The sequence below is a fragment of the Micromonospora sp. NPDC092111 genome, assembly GCF_044755745.1.
Lineage (GTDB): Bacteria > Actinomycetota > Actinomycetes > Mycobacteriales > Micromonosporaceae > Micromonospora.
Window position 1 is genome coordinate 94,411 of record NZ_JBIVRQ010000015.1, and the last position, 21,507, is coordinate 115,917.

The 21,507-nt window shown below is 71.5% G+C and carries 17 protein-coding genes and 1 pseudogene; 12 read left to right on the plus strand and 6 right to left on the minus strand.

Annotated elements, in window-relative coordinates:
* The first annotated feature begins 76 nt into the window (after positions 1-76).
* From ACIQG9_RS24675 to hppD, 3 genes are read left to right on the plus strand one after another with little or no spacing between them, the layout of a single operon-like run.
* A complete protein-coding gene (locus tag ACIQG9_RS24675; RefSeq protein WP_400406623.1) occupies positions 77-1,675 on the plus strand; it encodes a hypothetical protein in 1,599 nt (532 codons plus the stop codon).
* A gap of 21 nt (positions 1,676-1,696) precedes the next feature.
* Positions 1,697-2,533, plus strand: coding sequence for a phytanoyl-CoA dioxygenase family protein (locus ACIQG9_RS24680; RefSeq protein ID WP_400406625.1), 837 nt, complete (start codon positions 1,697-1,699; stop codon positions 2,531-2,533).
* A gap of 60 nt (positions 2,534-2,593) precedes the next feature.
* Positions 2,594-3,694 (plus strand): 4-hydroxyphenylpyruvate dioxygenase, encoded by a 1,101-nt coding sequence (gene hppD / locus ACIQG9_RS24685; RefSeq protein ID WP_400406627.1) that lies wholly within the window; start codon positions 2,594-2,596, stop codon positions 3,692-3,694.
* A gap of 41 nt (positions 3,695-3,735) precedes the next feature.
* Here the strand turns inward: hppD and ACIQG9_RS24690 are convergent, their stop codons facing one another.
* The 4 genes from ACIQG9_RS24690 to dcd are packed head-to-tail and all read right to left on the minus strand — an operon-like array spanning position 3,736 to position 6,291.
* Positions 3,736-4,161, minus strand: a complete 426-nt coding sequence (locus tag ACIQG9_RS24690; protein WP_400406629.1) for an HIT family protein — start codon at positions 4,159-4,161, stop codon at positions 3,736-3,738.
* Positions 4,158-5,246: a glycosyltransferase family 4 protein gene (locus ACIQG9_RS24695; RefSeq protein WP_400406631.1), complete on the minus strand. Its 1,089-nt coding sequence runs from the start codon at positions 5,244-5,246 to the stop codon at positions 4,158-4,160. The genes ACIQG9_RS24690 and ACIQG9_RS24695 overlap by 4 nt, the downstream gene beginning before the upstream one ends.
* Positions 5,243-5,767, minus strand: a complete 525-nt coding sequence (locus tag ACIQG9_RS24700; protein ID WP_400406633.1) for a dCTP deaminase domain-containing protein — start codon at positions 5,765-5,767, stop codon at positions 5,243-5,245. The genes ACIQG9_RS24695 and ACIQG9_RS24700 overlap by 4 nt, the downstream gene beginning before the upstream one ends.
* Complete coding sequence (gene dcd, locus ACIQG9_RS24705; RefSeq protein WP_400406635.1) at positions 5,764-6,291, minus strand: dCTP deaminase; 528 nt, start codon at positions 6,289-6,291, stop codon at positions 5,764-5,766. The genes ACIQG9_RS24700 and dcd overlap by 4 nt, the downstream gene beginning before the upstream one ends.
* 277 nt (positions 6,292-6,568) lie before the next feature.
* On the opposite strand from dcd, the gene ACIQG9_RS24710 reads away from it, so the two are divergent.
* From ACIQG9_RS24710 to ACIQG9_RS24730, 5 genes and pseudogenes are all read left to right on the plus strand, one after another.
* Positions 6,569-7,729, plus strand: coding sequence for a glycosyltransferase family 2 protein (locus ACIQG9_RS24710; protein ID WP_400406637.1), 1,161 nt, complete (start codon positions 6,569-6,571; stop codon positions 7,727-7,729).
* A 74-nt stretch (positions 7,730-7,803) separates the two neighbouring features.
* Complete coding sequence (locus ACIQG9_RS24715) at positions 7,804-8,730, plus strand: ATP-binding cassette domain-containing protein (protein ID WP_400406639.1); 927 nt, start codon at positions 7,804-7,806, stop codon at positions 8,728-8,730.
* A complete protein-coding gene (locus tag ACIQG9_RS24720) occupies positions 8,730-9,566 on the plus strand; it encodes an ABC transporter permease (protein ID WP_400406641.1) in 837 nt (278 codons plus the stop codon). Before ACIQG9_RS24715 ends, ACIQG9_RS24720 begins: the two co-directional genes overlap by 1 nt.
* A 5-nt stretch (positions 9,567-9,571) precedes the next feature.
* The gene (locus tag ACIQG9_RS24725; protein ID WP_400406643.1) at positions 9,572-10,372 is read left to right on the plus strand and encodes an ABC transporter permease; all 801 of its coding nucleotides are present in this window, start codon (positions 9,572-9,574) and stop codon (positions 10,370-10,372) included.
* A 13-nt stretch (positions 10,373-10,385) separates the two neighbouring features.
* Positions 10,386-10,676 (plus strand): annotated as a pseudogene (locus ACIQG9_RS24730) (DUF6271 family protein); the annotation flags it as partial.
* A 124-nt stretch (positions 10,677-10,800) separates the two neighbouring features.
* Here the strand turns inward: ACIQG9_RS24730 and ACIQG9_RS24735 are convergent.
* Together ACIQG9_RS24735 and ACIQG9_RS24740 are read right to left on the minus strand one after the other, a co-directional pair.
* Positions 10,801-16,257, minus strand: coding sequence for a carboxyl transferase domain-containing protein (locus ACIQG9_RS24735; RefSeq protein WP_400406645.1), 5,457 nt, complete (start codon positions 16,255-16,257; stop codon positions 10,801-10,803).
* A gap of 310 nt (positions 16,258-16,567) precedes the next feature.
* Positions 16,568-17,173, minus strand: a complete 606-nt coding sequence (locus tag ACIQG9_RS24740) for a hypothetical protein (RefSeq protein ID WP_400406647.1) — start codon at positions 17,171-17,173, stop codon at positions 16,568-16,570.
* Between the two features lie 375 nt (positions 17,174-17,548).
* On the opposite strand from ACIQG9_RS24740, the gene ACIQG9_RS24745 reads away from it, so the two are divergent.
* From ACIQG9_RS24745 to ACIQG9_RS24760, 4 genes are all read left to right on the plus strand, one after another.
* Entirely contained in the window at positions 17,549-18,073 is a 525-nt protein-coding gene (locus ACIQG9_RS24745; RefSeq protein ID WP_400406649.1) for a hypothetical protein, read from the plus strand.
* A 115-nt stretch (positions 18,074-18,188) separates the two neighbouring features.
* On the plus strand, positions 18,189-20,261 hold the full coding sequence (locus ACIQG9_RS24750) for a sensor histidine kinase (protein ID WP_400406651.1): 2,073 nt from the start codon (positions 18,189-18,191) through the stop codon (positions 20,259-20,261).
* Positions 20,262-20,314: 53 nt separating this feature from the next.
* A complete protein-coding gene (locus tag ACIQG9_RS24755) occupies positions 20,315-20,962 on the plus strand; it encodes a response regulator (protein WP_400406653.1) in 648 nt (215 codons plus the stop codon).
* 117 nt (positions 20,963-21,079) lie between these two features.
* The gene (locus ACIQG9_RS24760) at positions 21,080-21,505 is read left to right on the plus strand and encodes a Fur family transcriptional regulator (protein WP_400406672.1); all 426 of its coding nucleotides are present in this window, start codon (positions 21,080-21,082) and stop codon (positions 21,503-21,505) included.
* Positions 21,506-21,507 lie beyond the last annotated feature (2 nt).

Consider the following 21,507-nt stretch of genomic DNA (forward strand, 5'->3'; position numbering starts at 1 on the left):
CCGGCAGCCCGGGACCGGCCCGGGCACTTCCGGAACGGCGACTTGGGGGCAGGAAATGACCTCGCGCATCGCACACATGACCAGGGCGCAGAAGTTCCAGTGGCACCTGGAGAAGGGGCTCGCCGAGGGCGTACGGCCGCTCCCGGATCCGGCCGTCGAGGCGGCCCGGGACCTGGTCGCCGCCCTGGAGCGGCGTTTCGAGGTGCTGCGTACCTCGATCGACCACGTCGACGGCGAGCTGCGGCAGCACCGGCACGACTCCGGCGCGCCGCTCGTCGTGGTCGAGCTGACCGTGGCGTCCGAGCTGGAAACCCGGATGGCAGCCCTGGTGGAGGAGTTCCGAGTCGGCCGGCAGGGCCGCCCCGGCGGGCTGCTGGCCCAGTTCTTCCTGCTGCGCACGGCAGACCGGGGCTGGCTCGGCATGGTCGCCGACAACGTGGCCGTTGACGCCGCCTTCCACCGGGTGATCAACCAGGAGATCAGCCGGCTCCTCGGCGAGCCACCCGGCGACGGGCCGAGCATTCTGGGCGACGAGGCGGGCATTCAGCCGTTCGCCGCCGCGGCGATCGAGGCCGGCACCTGCGGCGAGCGGGAACGGGACAGGGCGGCGGAGCGACTCCGCCGCCACTTCGCCGACACCCCGCTGCGCATGCATCGCCGCCGTCCCCCCGGCGACGTCGCCGAGGGCCGCTACTACCGGCGAACGCTCGAAGTTCCCGGCGCGGACCGGCTGTTCGCCCGGCTGATCTCGGCCACCGCCGTGCTCCCGTCCGCGCTGATCCTGGCGGCCTTCACCCAGCTCATGTGCTGGCACAACGACCACGATGCCTGCACCGTGAACGTCTCGGTCGACAACCGGCACAACCGTGAGCTGCGGCTGACCCTCTGCGCGACGGCGCAACGCATCCCGGTCGCCCTGCTGGGGACCGATCGGCTGCTGCGGGCGTACGCCCAGGATGTGCAACGGGTACTCGCCGACGGCTACCCCGCATACGGGCGGTACGACCCGCTCGATCTGCTCGCCGAACGCGACCGGGCGCAGCGTCGCCGGGGCGCCTGTCTCACCGCCGACCTCGCGTTCAACTTCGTCCCGCCGCCGCAGGGCTGGACCGCACTGGTCGAGGACGAACGCGAGCCGGGGCCGGAGGCCGAGTCGGTGATCACCGGCTCGACCACCGACGAGGTCTCCTACGAGTACGCCGCCAGCCTGTCGGTGCGGTGGGCCGACGCTCGTACCGGCCGGCTCTCGATCCACGGCGACGCGGAGGCGTTGCCGCCCGACGATGCCGAGGCGCTGCTCCGTGGCATCGAGCGCGGCCTCGGCCGGCTGGCGGCCGGCCTCGACTGCGAGCCGGGCGAGATCGCGAAGGAGGTCGGGCTCGCCGGGCGGGAGCGGGTGGACGGTGAAGCCCGCATCGCGGGCCGCTGGATCGATCCCGCCCTGATCGCGCAGCGGCTGGGTGAGCGGGACGACGTGGCGCGGGCCGAGGTGGTCCCGCATGTGGCGGACGGCGCCGAGCCGCAGCTCGTCGCGTACGTCGTGGCCGCGCCCGGCACCACGCCCCGCCCCACGGACCTGCGCGCCGGTCTTCTTCCCGCGGTCGGGACCGGCGAGCTGCTGATCATTCCGGACCGCTACGAGATCGCCGGTTGGCCGGAGTCGTCCGCCGGCTGAGACCCAAGGAACGGAGTTCGCATGTCCGTCATCACCCCACCAGCCATCACCCAGGACGAGGTCGACCGCTTCTGGGCCGACGGTTTCCTGGTCGTCCGGGGAGCGCTGAGCAGGCAGGAGGCCGACCACTTCGCCGAGTTGATCCGGGCACTGCTGCCCGGCGACCTCCGGATACCGGACCACTGGCAGGCATTCGACGGCCGGTTCAAGCCCTTCCAGGCCCCCGGGGTCCAGACCTTCGACGGCCCGGACTTCATCCCGCTGTTCCAGAACGAGCGGCTGTACGCGGTGATGACCCGCCTGTTGCGGTCGCACCGGCTGCTGGTCCGGGACGGGTCGCTGGCCATCACGATGCGCAACGACACCGCCCACGCCAGTGAGCTGAGCCAGCAGGTCCACCTCGACCCGGCGGTGCCCGAGGACGTCGACGACTTCCTGTTCACCCCGGAGGAGATCGAGATCGGTGGGTGCTTCTACTTCACCGACGTCGCGCCGCACGGCGGTGGCATCCACGTCGTGCCGGGTGGTCACCGCCTCGTGGAGGAGGCGGCCCGGGGCGTGCCGGGCGGCCGTCAGTTGCACGACAAGTGGCGCAACATCACCGACCTGGAAACGGTCGAGGTGACCGGGTCGGCCGGCGACTTCGTCCTGATGCATCACCTGATGCCGCACGCGGCGTCGCACAACCGCAACTCCACCACCCGGGTGGCGCAGTTCCTGCGCTACTCGCGCGACGACGCCCCGTGGGGCATGGGGGAGCGGCCCGGTGACCGCCCCGGCGCGAACGGCTTCGACGAGGCGCAGCTCGCCGCCATGACGCCGCTCGGCCGCAAGCTGCTGGGCGTGGACCCCTGGTAGCCCCGCCCCGGCCGACGGAGAGACCGTCCACCGAGTTTCGACAAGGAAGGCAGTAGAGACATGACGTCCCACGGCGACGTGATCGATGACTTCGAGCTGGACCACGTGGTGATGTACGTCCGGGACCTGGACCCGCAGATCGCGCTGTGGCGCGACCGGTACGGCTTCCGCGAGGTGGCCGCCGCCGGGTCACCCGCGGCGGGCTTCCGTTCGGTGCTGATGGGTCAGGGCAACATGCGGCTCGTGCTGACCGAGGCGACGAGCGAGCAGCACCCGGCCGCCTCCTACGTGCTGACGCACGGCGACGGCGTCGCCGACATCGCGTTCCGCACCTCGGACGTACGGGCGGCGTTCGCCCAGGTGGTCGGGCATGGCGCCAGGGTGTTCGCCGGGCCGGAGCAGCACGACGGTGGTGACGTCGCCGTCAGCGCCGTGGTGTCCGGGTTCGGTGACGTCGTGCACACGCTGGTCGAGCGGCGCGATTCCGGGTCCGGGCTGCTTCCGGGCTTCCGGGAGCTGCCCGGCACGCCGACGCCCGAGCCGGCCGATGCCGGGTCCCGGTTGCACGAGATGGACCACTTTGCGATCTGCCTGGAGACCGGGCATCTGGACTGGGCGGCCGAGTTCTACCAGGCGGCATTCGGGTTCAGCGACATCTTCGAGGAGCACATCGTCGTCGGCTCCCAGGCGATGATCTCGAAGGTGGTGCAGAGCCGCACCGGTCAGATCACCTTCACCATGATCCAGCCGGACCCGGCCGCCGATCCGGGTCAGATCGACGAGTTCCTCAAGAACCACGGCGGGGCGGGCGTCCAGCACATCGCGTTCACCACCGAGGACATCGCCCGCTCGGTCCGGGTGCTGTCGGACCGCGGTGTCCACTTCCTGACCACGCCGGGCGCGTACTACGACCGGATCGGGGAGCGGCTCGTGCCGCAGAAGCACAGCCTGGACGACCTGCGTGAGCTCAACATCCTGGTCGACGAGGACCACGGCGGCCAGTTGTTCCAGCTCTTCACCCAGTCGGTGCACGATCGGCGCACGCTGTTCTTCGAGCTCATCGAGCGGTGCGGCGCCGAGACCTTCGGCAGCTCCAACATCAAGGCGCTGTACGAGGCCGTCGAGCTGGAGCGTACGGCGGCGCTCGGCGAGCGGGGCTGAGCCTGCGGGCGGCGGCCGGCGTACCGCACCGGCCGCCGCCCCTACGCGGTGGCGGGACCCCGCAGGTCCAGCCGGCGGCGCATGCCTTCCAACTGCTCCAGGGGCACTGGCGAGGCCACCCACGGGCGGTGCAGGTGATCGCCCTCGGCGCGGGGCACCACGTGCAGGTGCAGGTGGAAGACGTCCTGCCAGCCGGCGGCGCGGTTGGCCTGGAACAGGGTCATGCCGTCCGGATCCAGTTCCGCCCGGATCCGCTGGGCGATCCGATGGGCGGTCCGGGCGACCGCGACCCAGTCCTCCGGCGTGATCTCCCACAGGTCGGTCGCGTGCCTCTTCGGCACCACCAGGCTGTGCCCCGGTGTCACCGCGGTGATGTCCAGGAAGGCCACGGTGGAGGCGTCCTCGTAGACGACAGGCGCCGGGTGGGTGCCCGCCACGATCGCGCAGAAGACGCAGTCGTCCGTCATGCTCGCGCGACCTCGGCCGAGAGCGACCGTAGCGCCGTCGCGGTCGCCGACAACGGGAAACGGGCGCTGTTCGCCCGGCCCCTGGCCCGCAGCTCGTCGAGTACGGCCGGGTCGCGCCGTACACGTTCGACCATCGCGACCACGTCGGCGGTCACCGTGAAGTCCACCGCGAGGGCGCTGTCCGCCAGCACCTCGCGGAGGCCGGGCACGGCGTGGAAGGCCACCGGCAGCCCGCACGCCTGAGCCTCGATGGCGGCCAGCCCGAAGGCTTCCAGCCGCAGCGAGGGCACGATGAGCAGATCGTGCCGCCGGAACTCACGCCACAGCGCGGGTCGGGTTTTCCAGCCCAGGTAGTCGACCCTGCCGAGATCGTGGCTGCCGGCCAACCGCGCGTACTCGCCCGGCGGGGCGGCCACCGAGAGCTGCACGCCGTCCAGGCCGGCCAACACGGCCAGGATCGACGGGGTCGTCTTCTCCGCGGTCAGCCGCCCCGCGTAGAGGACCCGGAGCGGGCCCGACCGGTCCCGCTGCTCGCCCGCCTCGGCGGCGAGCAACTCGTCGGGCACGCCCCACGGGATGTGCACGACCGGCCCGCGCGGCGACGCGTCCAGGGCGGCCAGCCGGTCCACCATCGCCAGGGTGGGCACCACGACCGCGTCGGCCGTCCGGGCGGTGCTGCGCAGCACCTCGGCCTGGGTGGGGTGGGACTCGGCGAACAGCAGATCCGTGCCGTGCACGACGGCGATCTGCGGCAGTTCGGGAAACGCCCGTTGCAGGGCGGGGGTGGCCCCGAACGCGAGGTGCTGCAGGTGCATCACGTCGACGTGGGCCGGATCGAACCGCTCCCTGACGGCCACGCTGAGCTTCTCCGTGTACGTCCAGAACCCGGGCGCGTCCAGCGTCTTGCCGTCCACGACCAGGATGAACGGGGCCGCCTCGGGGACGGCCACGGTGGGATCGGCCGGCGCCAGCATGAAGGCGTCCGACGGAACCAGTGGCCGCTCCCCGAGGTAGAGGTCGCGGAGCAGTTCGACGCTGCCGCCCGGGGTGCCGTACGGGAGGTCGATGCCGGTGAGAACTCTCATCGCATCTCCTCGTAGAGACGCGACACGTCGATCCCGGTGCTGGCGACGTACTTCTGGCCGATGTCCTGGTAGCTGACGATCGTGCCCTTGTTCCGCAGGAAGATGATCTTCCCGAACGTCATCCGTGGGTAGATCCGGGCGCGGCGCGCGACGCGGATCTCCAGGGTCCAGCGGATCCCGTGGCCGGTGTGACCCAGCGGCGCCGACACGTGCACCCAGACGCCCAGCGTGCCGAGGCTGTGGTCACCGTTGATGAACTGGGCGTACAGGTCCGAGTGGGTGCGCTCGTGGGTGACGCCGAGGTACAGGTTTCCGGGGATCAGCTCCATGCCCTCCGGCGGGATGACCTGTTCGACGAAGTGCGACGGCCGGGCCGCGTCCAGGTCGGTGTCGCAGACCCGGATCGTGTCGCCGAGCCGCCAGTCGTAGGCGTTGGGGGAGACCCGGGCGGCGTCGTAGGGCTCGATCGTGATGTCGCCGGCCACGACGGCGCGGCGGATCTCCGGGCCGGTGAGGATCACATCGTCCCCACAACGTCGTGCCAGTACCGGGACTCCTGCGGCCCGGCGGCCCGCTGGTACTTGCCCGAGTAGAGCTCGATGTCGCCGTACGACTCGAAGAACATGATCTGGCCGATCTTCATCCCCGGGTAGACCCGCAGCGGACGCACCGGGGACAGCATCAGGGTCCACTGGCCGTGGAAGCCGATGTCCCCGATCGGCGCCGTGATCTCGACGAACAGTCCGAGGCGGCCGACCGACGAGCGGCCGAACAGCAGCGGCACGTAGTGATCCGAGCCGACCTCCTCGACGGTGTGCCCCAGGTAGAGCTCGTCGGGGCGCAGCACGTACCCGTCGCTGTCCATCGTGACGGACCGCGTCGGGTTCGGCCGGTAGGCGTCGATGACCTCGGTGTTGTAGGTGCGCAGCGTGCTGCCGAGACGCACGTTGTAGCTATTCGGGTTGACCTGAGCGGCTTCGAACGGCGAAATCCTGATGCGTCCGCTCGCTGTCGAGTCGATGATTTGTGGACCGGTGAGAATCATGCGGGCACCATGGCTTTCCCGGGACCGACGCTCGGCTCGATGCTCACGTCTGCGATCCCTTGAAAAGTCGCATGATTGCCGTAATGCGTCGCCTCATCGGCGTACCTCCCCGTGTATGGCACAGCTCCACGCATTCTACAATGATCATGGAAGTCTGACGATGCCTTAATGGGGTTGCCGGGACAGTCTATCATGGACATTCGACGCATTCGGCGGATCAGGTAGTCTCCACACACGGATCGGCAACCGTGATCCCACCAGCAGAGAAAGCGGGGAAATGAAGGTCAGCGTCGTCATCCCCTCGTACAACTCCGGGCCGCAGTTGCGGGCCTGCCTGGCAACCCTGAACCGGCAGCATCCGGTAGCCGGCCACCCGGTGGAGGTCGTGGTCGTCGACGACGGTTCACACGACGGCACCGGGGCGCTCGTCCAGGACCTCGGCGGCCGGCCCGACCTCAACTTCGACCTGCAGTACCACTATCTGCCACGGACCGCCGAGTCGGGACGTGCGGCGGCCCGCAACCACGGCATCCGCGCGGCCACCGGCGAGATCGTGGTGCTGGTCGACGCCGACGTGCTCCTGCCGCCCGGTGCGCTGGCCGCCCATCTCGACTACCACCGGCGCCGGCCGGACCTGGTGGTCACCGGCCCGCGCGGCTTTTTCACCGAGGTCGAGATCGGCCCGGACGGCCCGGTCGACGCCGACGCCTGGGCGGAGTTGGTCCCCGCCGCCGGCGCGGACCTACGGGACCAGGTCCTCGCCGCGTTGTCGGACAACCTGAACAATCTGGCGACGGCCTGGCACCTGACGTTCAGTTGCAACGTCTCGGTACGGCGTGAGCACCTCCTCACCGTCGGTGGGTTCGACGACAGCTTCACCGGCTGGGGCCTGGAGGACAGCGAGCTCGGATACCGGCTGCACCGGCTGGGGCTGGCCTTCGCCTACAACCGGGACGCGGTCGTCTACCACCAGCACGCCCAGATTCTGACCGACGGGATGTACCGGGACTGGGTCGCCAACCTCGTTCGGTTCACCGCCAAGTACCCGACCGACCCGGCCGTCACCGCGCAGTGGGTGCTGGACCGCGTCTTCGACCGGGTGAACGCCGACCTGACCTGGTTGGAGTGCTACCGGCGGTTCGAGGCGGCGGTCCGTGCCCTGAACGGCCGGCTGCCCGAACGGACCACGTACGAGGTGATCGAGGTCAACCCGGGCAACCTGGCCGAGGTGCGGGCCAGCCTGCCCGAGCGGGCCAAGTCCGCGGACCTGCTGGTGTTCGACGAGACCGGGGACAGCGAACTCGCCGCCACCATCCAGTGCCTGAACCTGTCCCGGGAGTTGGCGTACTTCCGCCGGCCGTCGGCGGAGGACCGCGCGCAGATCCTGGCCGCCCACCCGACCGCTCGGCCTTCCGGGGACGACCTGTGTCGGCGGTGATCCGGGCCGAAGGTCTGACGAAGTGCTTCCGGCGGCCCCGTCGCTTCGACGGTCCCTTCGGCACGCTGCGCACGATGATGACCCGGCAGTACGACGAGGTCCGCGCGGTCGACGGCGTCGACTTCACGGTGTCGGCCGGCGAACTGGTCGCCTACCTGGGCCCGAACGGCGCCGGCAAGAGCACCACCATCAAGATGATGACCGGCGTGCTGGTGCCGACCCGGGGCATCCTGGAGGTCAACGGCGCGGTCCCCTGGCGTGACCGGGAACGCAACGGGATGCACATCGGCGTGGTGTTCGGCCAGCGCAGCCAGCTCTGGTGGGACCTGCCCCTGATCGACTCGCTCGCCATGCTCGGCAAGCTGTACCGACTCCCGGACGCCACCTACCGTCGCAACCTGGACCGGCTGGTGGAGCTGTTGGACGTCACCCCGTTCCTGTACCAGCCCGTGCGCCAGCTCAGCCTCGGTCAGCGGATGCGCGGCGACCTTGCCGCCGCGATGCTCCACGAACCCGACATCCTCTACCTGGACGAGCCGACCATCGGCCTCGACGCGGTCGCCAAGGTACGGATGCGCGACTTCGTCGCCGAGATGAACCGGGACAACGGGACCACCGTGGTCCTCACCACGCACGACCTCGTCGACGTCGAGACGCTGTGCAACCGGGTCATTCTGATCGACAGTGGACGGGTGCTCTACGACGGCAAGCTGTCCGACCTCAAGGCCCGGTACGCCCCGCACCGGATCCTCGTCGCCCAGCTCGCCGCCGACCCGGTGCCCGCCGGCAACCGTGCCGAGGCGCTTCGTGCCGGGATCCCGGGCGAAGTCGTCTCGGACGAGGACGGCGTGCTGAAGATCCGGTTCGAGGCCGCCCGGGTGAGCGCTCAGGAGGTCATCGCCGCGGTCAACGACCACTGCGTGGTGGCCGACCTGTCGATCGTCGAGCCCGATCTCGAAGACGTGGTCCGCACCCTCTACGGCGACCGCGAGGTCGTCTGATGTCCACGGAACTCGCCGCCCGTCACGACGGGCCGTGGCGCAACATGCCCGCGTACGGCCAGATCATCCGGAGCCGGATGCGCACGGCCGTGACGTACCGGCAGAACGTCGTGTTCACCCTGGGCATCGTGATCGTGCAGATCTTCATCCTGCGCAAGGTCTGGACCGCGCTGTACGGCGACGCCGGAACGGTCGGCGGGATCCCGCTGACCGAGATGCTGGTCTACCTGACGCTCGCCAACCTGCAGGGCTGGGCGGTGCAGGACTCGACGGTCAGCTCCTACCTGTGGGAGCGGATCCGCGAGGGGCGGATCGCCTTCGACCTGCTGCGGCCGGCCGGGTTCATCCCGCAGATCATCGCCCAACTGGTCGGCAGCGCGCTGATGATGCTGATGTTCACGGTGACGGCGCTGCCGGTGGTCGCGGTCATCGGCACCCTCGGGGCGCCGGCCTCGCCGGCCGCCCTCGGGCTGTGGCTCGTCAGCCTGCTGTGCGGCATCGGTGTCGCGATCATGATGAACCTGATGATCTGCCTCAGCGCCTTCTGGACCACCGAGATCAATGGGATCATGATGCTGTTCTCGCTGGTCAGCCAGTTCATGGCCGGGGTGTTCGTCCCGCTGAGCTACTTCCCCGGCCTGCTGCGCACGCTCGCCGAGCACCTGCCGTTCCAGGCGACGACGTACACCCCGGTGGCGATCTACGTCGGGCAACTGGAGGGCACCGAGGCGATCCGGGCGATCGGTGTCCAACTGCTGTGGATCGTCCTGCTCGCGCTCGCCGCCCGCGTGGTGTGGTCGCGTGCGCTGCACCGTGTCGTGGTGCAGGGCGGGTGAGGTCGATGAGCGACCTCCGGCTCACCCTGGAGCTCTACCGGATCGCCATCCGTGGCGAGCGGCAGTACCGGCTCAACTTCGTGCTGATGTGCGTCCTCGGCGTGGTGTACCAGGGCAGCGGCATCGCGTTCGTCTGGGTCATGCTGCGCACCTTCGACACCATCGCCGGCTGGACCTTCGGTGAGGTGGCCTTCCTGTACTCGTTGCGGCTGCTCGCCCATGCCGCCTGGGCGGTGCCGTTCCACCAACTCGAGTTCATGGACGGCACGATCCGGGAGGGCCGGTTCGACCGCTATCTGGTACGGCCGCTGAGCCCGTTCCTCCAGGTGATCACCACCCGGTTCCAGATGAACGTCATCGGTGACGTGCTGGCGGCGGTCGTCATGTTCGTCATCGCCGTGAACCTGGTGTCGGTCGACTTCTCCCCGCTGCACATCCTCTACCTGGTGCTGGCTGTCATCGGCGGCGCGCTCGCCGAGGGCGCCGCGAAGGTGTTCGTCTCGTCGCTCAGCTTCCGGTTCGTGCAGACCTGGGCGGCCAGCCGGCTCGCCGACAATGTCTACCTGATGTTCGGGTCGTACCCGACGAGCATCTTCGGGCCCACCCTGGCCTGGGGGCTCACCTGGGTGGTGCCGGTCGCCGTGGTGGCGTACCTGCCCTCCAGCGTGCTGCTCGGCAGGACCGGCGACCTGCATGTCCCGGGGGCGGTCGCGATCGCCGCACCGCTGATCGGTCTGCTCTGGTTCACGGTCGCCTACCGGTGGTGGCACCGCCAGGTTCGCGGTTACCAGAGCGTCGGCGCGTGATTCGCAGGCCGGTGCGATGTCGGTGGACCTCGGTGAGGTCCGCGGTCAAGAGGCGTACTTCGACCTGGTGAGCCTCTGGGCCGCCGACGGGACCTCCCTCGCCGGGAAGCGGGCCCTGGTCGAGGAGTCGTTCACCGGCAGCGAGCCGTACGCCGGGGATCGATTCCTCCTGTCCGTGGTCGACCCGATGCGGGTGGACCTGCACAACATCAGCTTCTACGGACTGCCGGAGCGGGTCCCGCTGCCGCCGGCCACGGATCAGAAGGTCCCGGGCGCGAGCCCCGCCGGGCCCGCGAGGTCATGACGGGGTCGGACATTCCGGTCCTGGCGGGTGGTGGCCGAGTCGACCACCACCCGCCAGGCTGCCGGGGGCGTCGGCGGGAACGGGTCCGGTGAGCAACCCGGGCCGCCGACGGACCGGTGCCGGATCAGCTCGCCAACCGGGACTCGATGGCCTCGATCACCCGCGGGCGGAGTTCGGCGGCGCGGATGACGGCGTCGACGGAGCCGACCTCGACGGCGCGCTGGATGTTGTGCACACGGTCGAACTCCGTGGCCACCTCGCCGAGCTTCTCCGCGCGAACCGCCGAGCGAAGCTCGTCGAGCTCCGCGGTCAACGCGGCCCGGTCGGCAACGGAGACGGCTGCGGCGCGGGCCTCCAGGTCCCGCACCCGCGGATCGGCCGCGGTACGGGCGTTGACGTCGCCGGAGAACACCACCGCGGCGGCGGGGGCCCCGCCGAGCACCGAGGCGAACGAGCCCTCCAGCGCGAGCACGGTCATGTTCGGGTTCAGCGCCTTCGAGAACACCACGAACGCGCCGCCGTGGTACCGCGAGATCACGCAAAACACGATGGGCCCACGGAAGTTCACGATCGCCCGGCCGATCTCGGCGCCGTACTCCAGTTGCAGCTTCCGCATCGACTCCGGTGAACCGTCGAAGCCCGACAGGTTCGCCAGCACCACCAGCGGACGGTTACCGCTGGCCGCGTTGATCGCCCGCGCGGCCTTCTGCGACGACCGCGGGAACAGCGTGCCCGCGGTGTAGGTGTCCGGGCCGTCGGTGGGCGGGAAGCCGCGCCGTGGCACCGCCCGTGACTCGATGCCGAGCAGGCACACCGGCATGCCGCCGAGGTGTACGTCCTGCACCGCCACGGTCTCCGCGTCGGCCATTCCCGCCCAGCGTTCCAGCACCGGGTGGTCCTGGTCGGAGATGGCCCGCATCACGGTGCGGATGTCGAACGGCTTCTTCCGGTCCGGGTTGGCCTGGGCCGAGAAGATCTCGCCGACGGTGGTGAAGTCGCTGCCCGCCACGTCGTGCGGGAAGTCGGAGATGTCGCGGTCGGCGGGGTCGCTCGTCGTCGCCCGCCGGGGCCCCGCCTCGCCGGGCGTGACGTACGTGTGGTCGTAGTACGACATCAGCACGTCCCGCGCGGCGGCCAGGTTCGGCGCCCAGTACTGCGCCTGCCCGTTCGGACCCATCACCCGGTCGTAGCCGCCGATGCCGAAGTTGTCCTCGGCCGACACGCCACCGGAGAAGTCGAGCGACTGCTTGCCGGTGAGCACCATCGCCGAGTCCGGCGTCATCACCAGGATTCCCCTGGTGTGCATGAGCATCGTCGCCTCGGCGTTCCAGTACGGCTGCGCGCCGACGTTGATGCCCGCGACCACGATGTTGATCTCGCCGCCGTCCTGGGTGAACTCGACGATCCGCTTGAGCGACGCGGCCACCCAGTCCATGTTCTCGGTGCCCGACTCCATCGAGATCCGGGCGCCGGCGGACAGCGCGTACCACTCCAGCGGCACCCGCATCCGCTCGGCCAGGTCCAGCGCGGCGATCACCCGGCGGCACTCCGGCTCCGACAGCGCGCCGAGCGCCTTCGTCGGGTCGCCGAGCAGCACCACCCGGGTGACGCCCTCCGGGTGCCGTGAGGTCGGCGTGGTGACCACGCCCGCGACGATCGCCGCGGTGTTGCGCCCCTTGGGCCGGTCGACCGGCACCAGCGCGTGGTTCTCGTCGAGGTCGTGCTCGACGAAGTCGCCGAGCAGGCCGGTCAGCTCGTACGGGTAGACCGTGTTGCGGCTGCTCGCGCGCAGCACCTTCTGCCGGTAGCTGTCGAGCGGCTCGACCGGCTCGTCCGACGGCTCGCCGACGGTCAGCCGGGCGGTGCCGGTGGCGTCGAAGGTGATCCGTACGGCGACCTTGGTCAGCTCGCCGGTCCTCCGGTCGCGCTGCCGCGCGATGAACAGGATCTCCTCCAGCCCGGCGCCCCCGGTCGTCGGCCGCACCCGGCTGGCGATCATCGCCATCTCCTCGCCGGTGAGGTCGCTCGGCGGCCAGACGTAGAGCACGATCCGGTTGGTGTTGACCCGCTTGTTCGACGGTCGCAACGACTGCGCCCGGCGGATCGAGTCGAGGCAGGTGGCGATGGCGTCCTCGGCCGTCGGCAGCGCGACCAGCCGGCCGTCGTGCTCACGCAGCTCGGTCAGGTCCCGCACCTGGGCGAAGGCGACGAGCCGGTCGTCCGACGGGTTCTCCCGGGCCACGCACTGGAAGAGGTAGATCTCCTCGTCCGAGGACGGCAGCCGGGTGAGGTCGAACTTGCGCAACCGCTCCAACTGCATCCGCTGCGCGATGTACGGGTGCAGGCCCCGGATCAGCCGCTCCTCGACCATCCCGGTGCTCGACGGGCGGAACGTGAAGTGGTGGTGCATCACCGCGCCGCCACGGCCCGCGACGGTGGTGGTGACCCTGCGGACCTGGTGCGGCAGCGGGTGGGCGCTGACGACCTCGTGCAACGCGGCGGCCATCGCGTCGGAGTCCGCCGGCTGGTTCTCCCAGGCCAGATAGATGTCGGCGTCGATGGCGTCCTCGCCACCGGCCAGCTCGGCGAGCCCGCGCAACGCGTCACCCAGCGCCGCGAAGCTCACCGCCGTCGAGGCCACGCACGAACCCGCCCGCTCGGCGACCACGAAGGTGCCGCCCGCGACCTCGTGGGTGCGGGTGGTCAGGCCCTTGTTGCCGTAGTACCGCCGGGTCAGGACCTCCAGCATGACCGCGTTGTCCAGATCGGTGCGGACGAGCCGCTGGCCGAGCAGCCGTACCAGCGGCTCGGTGCTGCGTACCATCTCGGCGATGCGCGCGTCGCGGTCCGGCGCGTCCGGGTGCGTGTCCAGGTGGCGCAGGTGCTTGCGGACGCCGGCGTAGACCCGGGCCCGGTTGCGGCGCAGCAGCGGCTGGCCGAACCAGGCGAACACCACGCCACGGGCGAGGTCGGCCACCACCGGGAAGCGGACCTGCGTCGCGGCCACCAGCCGCTCCAGCGCGAGACCGGCGGGCTCGCGCAGCGTCTCGTCCGGTGGCGGCTCCCGCAGCCACGCGCGCAGCAACGTCGCGATGGCCGTGGCGTCGGCGGACGCGCGTTGCTGGGCGAGGAAGATCCGGAACACGGCGGCTTCGAGCTCGGGGGAGCGCTCCAGCTCGGTGACACCGTAGTGCCCGAGCGCCTTGGCGAGCTTGGCCTGGAACGCCGCCGGTAGTCCGGCCCGCTCGACGTCGAGGCTCTGCAGGTAGGTGTGGAAGTACTCGCGGGCGCTGTGCAGGTGGCCGTCGCCGCCACCGTCCTCGCCCGTCGGCCGGTTGCGGCTCAGTTCGGCGAGGTCGGCGAAGAGGTCGACGAGTTCGACCTCCTCGGCCAGCGGCCGGCGGCCGTCCTCGATGGCCGCCCGGCGCGCGGCCAGGTAGTCGTCGAGGACCCGGCGTTCGTCGTGCGGGTCGACGTCGAAGCCCAGCAGCAGGCCGCGCAGGTCCTCCTGGCCACGGCTGGTGCGCTCGCGCGCCGGGGTGCCGGGCGCGGGGGGCAGGTCCAGTTCGACCGACTCGGTGGCCGCGGTGCTCTCGGCCTCGTCGTCGGTGAGCGGCTCCAGCCGCAGCAGCGGTGCCCCGGCCTCGACCTGGCTGCCCACCGAGACGGCGCATTCCTTCAGCCGCGCCCTGAACGGCGCCCGCAGCACCGTCTCCATCTTCATGGCCTCCAGCACCAGCACCGGAGCGCCCGCCTCGACCTCGTCGCCGGCCTGCAACGGCGTGGCGACGACCAGCGCGGGCATGGGTGAGCGGACGACGCCGCCCTCGTCGCGGCTGACCCGGTGCGTCACCCCGTCCACCTCGACCAGGTGGATCGGCCCGTGGGTGCCGGTGAGCAGGCGGTACCGGGCGCCGTTGACGACGATCTGCCCGGTGTGCCGGTCGAAGCGGTCCAGTTCGACGTCGGCGGTGCGGACGTCGTCACCCGCCTCCACGCCGACCCGGAACCGGTGCGCGCCGATCCGCGCGACGCGTACCCGGTAGCCGACGCCCCGCAGCTTGAGGTCCAGCGGCCGGCCGCTCTCGTGCTGCACCTGCGGGCGTCCGCCGAACGCCGTCGACAGCAGCCGCTGCCGCTCGACGCGCTCCTCCTCCTCGTACGCGTCGATGGCGGCGGCGGCCAGCGCGACGGCGGAGTGGCGGTGCGAGACCAGCCGGCCCTCGCCCCGGACCCGGTCGATCCAGCCGGTGTCCGCGCTGGCGTCGATCACCTCGGGCTGGTCGAGCAGGTCGAGCACGAAGCTCTTGTTCGTCGCCCCGCCCTCGATGATCACCGTGGTCTGCGCCATCGCCCGGCGCAGCCGGCCGAGCGCCTCGTCGCGGTCGCGGCCGTAGGCGATGATCTTCGCGATCATCGAGTCGAAGTCGGCGGGGATGGTGTCGCCCTCGCTGACGCCGGTGTCCACGCGGATGCCCGGCCCGGCGGGCAGGTCCAGCCGGGCGATGCGGCCCGGGGAGGGCGCGAAGTCGCGGTCGGGGTCCTCGGCGTTCAGCCGGGCCTCGATGGCGTGCCCGCGCTCCACCGGCGGCTCGCCGTCGAGCCTGCCGCCGGAGGCGACGTGTAGCTGCGCCTTGACCAGGTCGAAACCGGTGGTGCTCTCGGTGATCGGGTGCTCGACCTGCAGGCGGGTGTTGACCTCGAGGAAGGCGAACAGGTTGTCACCGGGGTGGTAGAGGAACTCGACGGTCGCCGCGCCGCAGTAGCCGACCGCGACGGCCAGCCGCTCGGCCGACGTCTTGAGTTCGGCCGCCTGCGCGGGGCTGAGCACCGGCGACGCCGACTCCTCGATGACCTTCTGGTTGCGCCGCTGCACCGAGCAGTCCCGGACGCCGAGCGCCCAGGCGGTGCCCTGACCGTCGGCGATCACCTGGACCTCGACGTGCCGGGCGCCGGTGACCAGGCGCTCCAGGAACACCACACCGCTGCCGAACGCCCGCGCGGCCTCCTGGCTGGTGCGCTCGTAGGCGTCGGCGAGTTCGGCCTCGTTGGTGACCACGCGGATGCCCCGCCCGCCGCCGCCCGCGGTCGCCTTCAGCATCAGCGGGTAGCCGATCTCGGCCGCCGCCGTCAGGGCGGCGTCCAGGGTCTCGACCGCACCTCGGCTCCACGGCGCGACCGGGACGCCGACCTCCTCGGCGATCAGCTTCGCGCCGATCTTGTCGCCGAGCTTGCGCATGGCCTCCGCGCTCGGTCCGACGAAGGTGACCCCGACCTGCGCGCACAGCTCCGCGAACGCCGGGTCCTCGGCGACGAAGCCCCAGCCGACCCAGGCGGCGTCGGCCCCGGTCTCCACCAGCGCGCGCCGGAGCGTCTTCAGGTCGAGGTACGGGCGCGCGGACGCGGGACCGAGGTCGTAGGCGATGTCGGCCTCGCGCACGAACGTGGCGTTGCGGTCGACGTCGGTGTGCAGGGCGACGGTCTCGATCCGGGTTCCGGATTCTGCGGCCAGTTCCCGGACGGCGTGGATGAGGCGCATCGCGGCCTCACCACGGTTGACGATGGCGACACGGCTGAACACCCGACCGAGCCCTCCTGTAGACCGACGATGTAGGCGCCGCGACACGGTGGCCACAGCAGGGTTCCACCCTTCCTCCTATCGCCCGGCAGCGCCATGTCGCAAACAGCGCACGCTACGCGGCCCCAGTTGTAGGAAACGACCAACAGTCGTTGGTCACTCTCGCCTGAGCAGCGCACGGGTGAACCAGATCACGGTACGTCGGCAATGCGACAGGTCCGCCGGGCTGTCGATCAGCGGTGGCCCGGACCCCGGCCCGGTCGCGGACGGACGTCCGGGCCACGGACCTGGCGCGGCACACCGTCCGGAGGCGTCACCGGCCGGCGGGCGCGGGCCCGTTGTCGATGAACCGGAAGCTGCTCGTCGGCGACCCGTCGCCCAGTTCCTCCAGGATCAGACCGGACTGCGCCGAATGCCGCAGGAACGCCCCACTGTTGCTGATGAGGTAGGACTGCGGGTCGCCGGTGCTCGCGGCGACGATCTCGAACTGCTGACGGGGGTCCTCCGCCGCGCAGGCGGCGGCCCGCACCACCAGCGGCCGGGTGTCGCCCGGGTTGTGCACCCGCCAGCAGAGCGCCCCGGTGCTGGTCCGGGAGTACGCCTTGATCAGGAACCTCCGCCCGCCCTGCGGGGTCGGCACGAAGAGCTGCCGACCGCTGTCGTCGTCGACCTCGGCCAGCCCCCCGGCCTCGGTCAGCGACAATCCCGACTCGAACGAGCCGACCCGGACCATCGTGACCTGACGGGTGCCCGACAACACCCCCCGGGTGGAACTCTTCTCCGGCGGCGACGCGGACACCGCCACCGGGACGCTGCTCGCCCCGGTCGCCCCGCCCGGCTCCGACGCGGCCTGCGGCTCGCTCGCGGCACCGGGTGGGCCGCCCACCGCGCACGCCCCCAGCGCACCGGTCAGTACCATCAGCCCAGCTCGCGCGAGCCATCGGTTCGTCGACATGTTCCACTCCTCACGTCGGTGGTGCGGTTCACGGCGGGTGGTGCGATCGGACGGGACACCGGCTCGCTACTCCAATGCCCGGCCGGCGGGCGGTTCACCCCTCCGGACGCCGGAACCGGCCGCCCGGGGTCCGGCCGGCAGCCACCACCGCTGAATCCCGCCGCCCCGGGACATCCGCCCCGGGTCAGCGGGACAGCCGTCGAAGGACGATGAGGACGTCGAACTTTCGCCGACGACCGCCGGTACCGGCGACGATGCCGCTGGACCGCCGGAACGGGCGACGATGCCACTGTGGACGGCCACCGCCCACGCCGTGGCTCGCGATCCGAGGAGAATCCGATGACCTTCGTGCCCACCGACGGCCAGACCGACCCGCGCACCGACCAACCCACCGAGGCCCCGATCGGGGAATCCGCCGGGGCCGACCGGCGGATCCTGCTGATCGCCGCGGACAACAGCTTCTGCCACGTCTACCGCGACCTCGCCGAACTGCTCGACGAGCCGACGTACGGCGACGAGTTCGGCGGTGGTGCCGAGTTCTTCGACATCACCGGCCGCCGGTTGACGACCGTCTTCACCCGGGACTGGCACCTGGTCGGGCTCCAGCCGACGGCCCAGCTCGCCGAGCCGGAGACCGTACGCCAGCGGCTGAAGGCGGTCGTCGCCCACCTGGTGCAGTTCATCGAGCAGCACCCGGACTCCCTCGGCGACTCCCGGGTCTCGGTGGACGAGGCCCTCGCCGACCTGCCCGAACTCGACCACCCGGACCTCGGCGAGGTGATCGGCGCGCTGCCCGTGCACGTCCGGGGAAACTCGGGCAACCTGCTGCACAACGCCATGCACGCCGCCGGCTGGACGCACTGAGTCGGCAGGGCCCCGCCCTGCCGTCGTCGGCCCTGTGACCGTCCCATCGTCGCCCGGAGTGCCCGCCTTGCCGTCTACCACCGGATCAACGACCGTCCGCCGCGTTGCCCTGGCGGTGGCGGGGACGGTCGTCGCCGCCCTCGTGCTGATCGGGCACTGGCTCAACCAGGAACCGAACGCGGCCGGACCGGTGGCGTTGACCGCCACCATCGCCGCCTCGTTCACCGCACTCGGTGGACTCGTGCTGGCCGGGGTCCCCGGTCAGCTCGTCGGCCGGCTGATGCTGGCCGCCGGACTCACCGCCGCCGGGGCGACGCTCGCGCTGAGCTGGACCCAGCTCGTGCCGGTCGCCTGGGTGGGGCAGTGGCTGTGGTGGCCGCCGTACGGCCTGATCTTCCTCGCCCTGCTGGTCTTCCCGGACGGCCGGCTGCCGGGCCGGCGCTGGCGTTCCGTCGGATACCTGATCGGGGCCACCACTCTGCTCGCCACGGCCGCCCTGGCGGTGGCCGCCATCAGCGATCCCCGGCGGCTGCTCCTCTCCGCCGAGCCGGCCGCCACCCGGCAGGCGCAGGTGCTGGTCCAGGTCGCCCTGCTGGCGATCGCGGTCGAGCTGCTGGCGGTGGTGGCGGTACTGGTCTCCCTGGCGCTGCGCTGGCGGCGGGCGGTCGGCGAGGCCCGCCAGCAGCTTGCCTGCCTGTTGGCCGCCGGGGTGCTCTTCCTGCTGGGGCTCCTGCTGGACGGGCTCAACCTCTCCGGCGCGTGGGTGCTCATGGTGATCGCGATCCCCGGCGCGATGACCCTGGCCGTGCTCCGCTACCGGCTGTACGGGCTGGAACAGGTCATCAACCGCACCCTGGTCTGGCTGGTGATGAGCCTGTTGGTGATCGCCGCCTTCGTGGCCACCGTGGCCCTGCTGCGTGACCTCGTGCTGCGCGGCGACACCTCGAACGCCTCCCTGGTGGCGACCGGCCTGATCGCGGTGACCTTCGAGCCGCTGCGGCACCGGGTGCAGCGTGGGGTCAACCGGCTGCTCTACGGCGACCGGGACGAGCCGTACGCCGTCCTGGCCCGGCTGGGCGACCTGCTGGAGCGGACCGTGGAGCCGCAGGCGGTGCTGCCGCTGCTCACCGGCACCATCGCCCGCTCGCTCCAGGTGCCGTACGTGGCGGTGGAGCTCGGTGGGAACGGCGACGGCGCCGGCCGGCCCCGGCAGGTGCACGCCGAGCACGGCCGGGCCACCACCTCCGTCGAGCGGTTCGACATGGTGACCCACGGGGAACGGGTGGGCCGGCTGGTGGTGGCCCACCGGGCGCCCGGCACCCGGTTCACCTCGGTGGAGCGCCGGCTGCTCAGCGACGTCGCGCTGCACGCCTCGGTGGCCGCGGCGACCGCCCGGCTGATCCGCGACCTGCGGGACTCCCGCGAACGGCTGGTCATGGCGCGTGAGGAGGAACGGCGGCGGCTGCGCCGGGACCTGCACGACGGGCTCGGTCCCACCTTCGCCGGGATGTCCATGCAGGTACGCGCGGCCCGCAAGCTCGCCACCACCGACCAGGAGCGGCTGGCGCAGATCCTCGACGGGCTCGCCGACGACCTGCGTACCTGCACCGGGGAGGTACGGCAACTGGTCGACCAGTTGCGCCCGGCCGCCCTGGACCGGGGGCTGGAGTCGGCGCTGCGGACCGAGTGCCAGCGCTTCGACGGCCCGAGCCTCACCGTCCGGCTGCGGGTGGAGGACGAACTGCACCGGTTGCCGGCCGCCGTCGAGGTGGCGGCGTACCGGATCGTCGGGGAGGCGCTGGCCAACGTGGCCCGGCACGCCCGGGCGACCGCCTGTGACGTGGTGGTGCGCCGGGGCCGGGCCCTGGTCGTCGAGGTGTCCGACGACGGGATCGGCATCGTCGCCCGCCGCCCGGGTGGGGTCGGGCTGGACTCCATGCGGGAACGGGCCGCGGAGCTGGGCGGCGACTGCGAGATCATCGACCGGGAGCCGCGCGGCACCCGGATCCGGGTCCGGCTGCCGTTCCAGCCCGTCCCCGACGCGCCGGTGCCGCCCCCGTCGCCCGACGCGCCGGTTTCGCCCGCGCCCCCCGCGCCCCCTCCGGCGGTGTCGCCGGCCCCGTCGTCCGCCGGGCGGCTGCCGGTGGTCGAGCCGACGTCGTCCCCACCGACCGGGCCGGTCGGCTGAGAGGATGGCGACGTGATGCGGGAGCGGGCCGGGCAGTGAGTGCGGTGAGGGCGATGTCGGGGCAGACCCGGGTGCTGATCGTGGACGACCATCCGGTGGTCCGACGTGGACTACGGATGATGCTGGAGGGGGAGAGCTGGGTCGACGACGTCGTGGAGGCCGCCACCTGCGCCGAGGCGGTCAGCATCGCGCTGACCGAACAGGTGGAGGTGGTCGCGATGGACGTGGCGCTGCCGGACGGCGACGGCGTGGAGGCGACCCGGCGGATCGTGCAGGCCCGACCGGAGACCCGGGTGCTCATGCTGACCATGGCCGACGACGAGGACGTGGTCAGCCGGTCGCTGCGGGCCGGTGCCCGGGGCTACGTGCTGAAGGACACCGACCCGGACGTGATCATCGACGCCCTGCGTACGGTGGCCGGCGGCGGGCTCGTCCTCGGCCCCCGGGTCGGCCCGCAGGTGCTGACCAGCCTGCAACGCCAGCCGGTCGAGCTGCCGCCGCCGTTCAACCAGCTCACCCCGCGTGAGCGGGACATCCTGCGGTACCTGTCGGCCGGCGAGACCAACGCCCGGATCGCCCGGCGCTTCGGGCTCAGCGAGAAGACGGTACGCAACCAGCTCTCGGCCGTCTTCGCCAAGCTCGGCGTCGGCGACCGGGTCCAGGCCGCCCTCCTGGCCCGGGACGCCGGCCTCACCCCCTGACCGGGACCGGCCACACCACCCCGTCCCGGGCCGGCGCAGTCGACATCGTCCAGGGCAGCCATCCGAAGTTTATTCTTGACTGATTCCAGAAAACGGGCCAGACTACCGAGCGTGGCGATGGCCCTGGACTGCGAGCGGATGCTGCGCACCGCCGCCCTGCGCGTGACCCGACCCCGGGTCGCGGTGCTGAGCGCGGTGCACGCACATCCGCACGCCGACACCGACTCGATCATCGGTGTCGTACGCAGGGATCTCCCCGAGGTGTCCCACCAGGCCGTGTACGACGTGCTGCGGGCGCTGACGGCCGGGGGTCTGGTGCGGCGCATCCAGCCACCCGGCTCCGTGGCCCGCTACGAGTCGCGGGTCGGGGACAACCACCATCACGTCGTGTGCCGGTCGTGCCGACTGATCGTCGACGTCGACTGCGCCGTCGGCGCCGCGCCCTGTCTGACCGCCTCCGACGACCACGGCTTCTCGATCGACGAGGCCGAGGTCATCTACTGGGGCCGGTGCACCGGCTGCTCCACCGGACAAAGTTCCTGATC

Excerpts from the sequence above, each read along its gene's own strand:
- ACIQG9_RS24695 (WP_400406631.1), bottom strand. The coding sequence starts at position 5,246 with ATGAGAGTTCTCACCGGCATCGACCTCCCGTACGGCACCCCGGGCGGC.
- ACIQG9_RS24720 (WP_400406641.1), top strand. The coding sequence starts at position 8,730 with ATGTCCACGGAACTCGCCGCCCGTCACGACGGGCCGTGGCGCAACATG.
- ACIQG9_RS24740 (WP_400406647.1), bottom strand. The coding sequence starts at position 17,173 with ATGGTACTGACCGGTGCGCTGGGGGCGTGCGCGGTGGGCGGCCCACCC.
- ACIQG9_RS24755 (WP_400406653.1), top strand. The coding sequence starts at position 20,315 with ATGTCGGGGCAGACCCGGGTGCTGATCGTGGACGACCATCCGGTGGTC.
- ACIQG9_RS24680 (WP_400406625.1), top strand. The coding sequence starts at position 1,697 with ATGTCCGTCATCACCCCACCAGCCATCACCCAGGACGAGGTCGACCGC.
- ACIQG9_RS24760 (WP_400406672.1), top strand. The coding sequence starts at position 21,080 with ATGGCCCTGGACTGCGAGCGGATGCTGCGCACCGCCGCCCTGCGCGTG.
- ACIQG9_RS24715 (WP_400406639.1), top strand. The coding sequence starts at position 7,804 with ATGATGACCCGGCAGTACGACGAGGTCCGCGCGGTCGACGGCGTCGAC.
- ACIQG9_RS24745 (WP_400406649.1), top strand. The coding sequence starts at position 17,549 with ATGACCTTCGTGCCCACCGACGGCCAGACCGACCCGCGCACCGACCAA.
- ACIQG9_RS24710 (WP_400406637.1), top strand. The coding sequence starts at position 6,569 with ATGAAGGTCAGCGTCGTCATCCCCTCGTACAACTCCGGGCCGCAGTTG.
- hppD (WP_400406627.1), top strand. The coding sequence starts at position 2,594 with ATGACGTCCCACGGCGACGTGATCGATGACTTCGAGCTGGACCACGTG.
- ACIQG9_RS24675 (WP_400406623.1), top strand. The coding sequence starts at position 77 with ATGACCAGGGCGCAGAAGTTCCAGTGGCACCTGGAGAAGGGGCTCGCC.
- ACIQG9_RS24690 (WP_400406629.1), bottom strand. The coding sequence starts at position 4,161 with ATGACGGACGACTGCGTCTTCTGCGCGATCGTGGCGGGCACCCACCCG.
- ACIQG9_RS24725 (WP_400406643.1), top strand. The coding sequence starts at position 9,572 with ATGAGCGACCTCCGGCTCACCCTGGAGCTCTACCGGATCGCCATCCGT.
- dcd (WP_400406635.1), bottom strand. The coding sequence starts at position 6,291 with ATGATTCTCACCGGTCCACAAATCATCGACTCGACAGCGAGCGGACGC.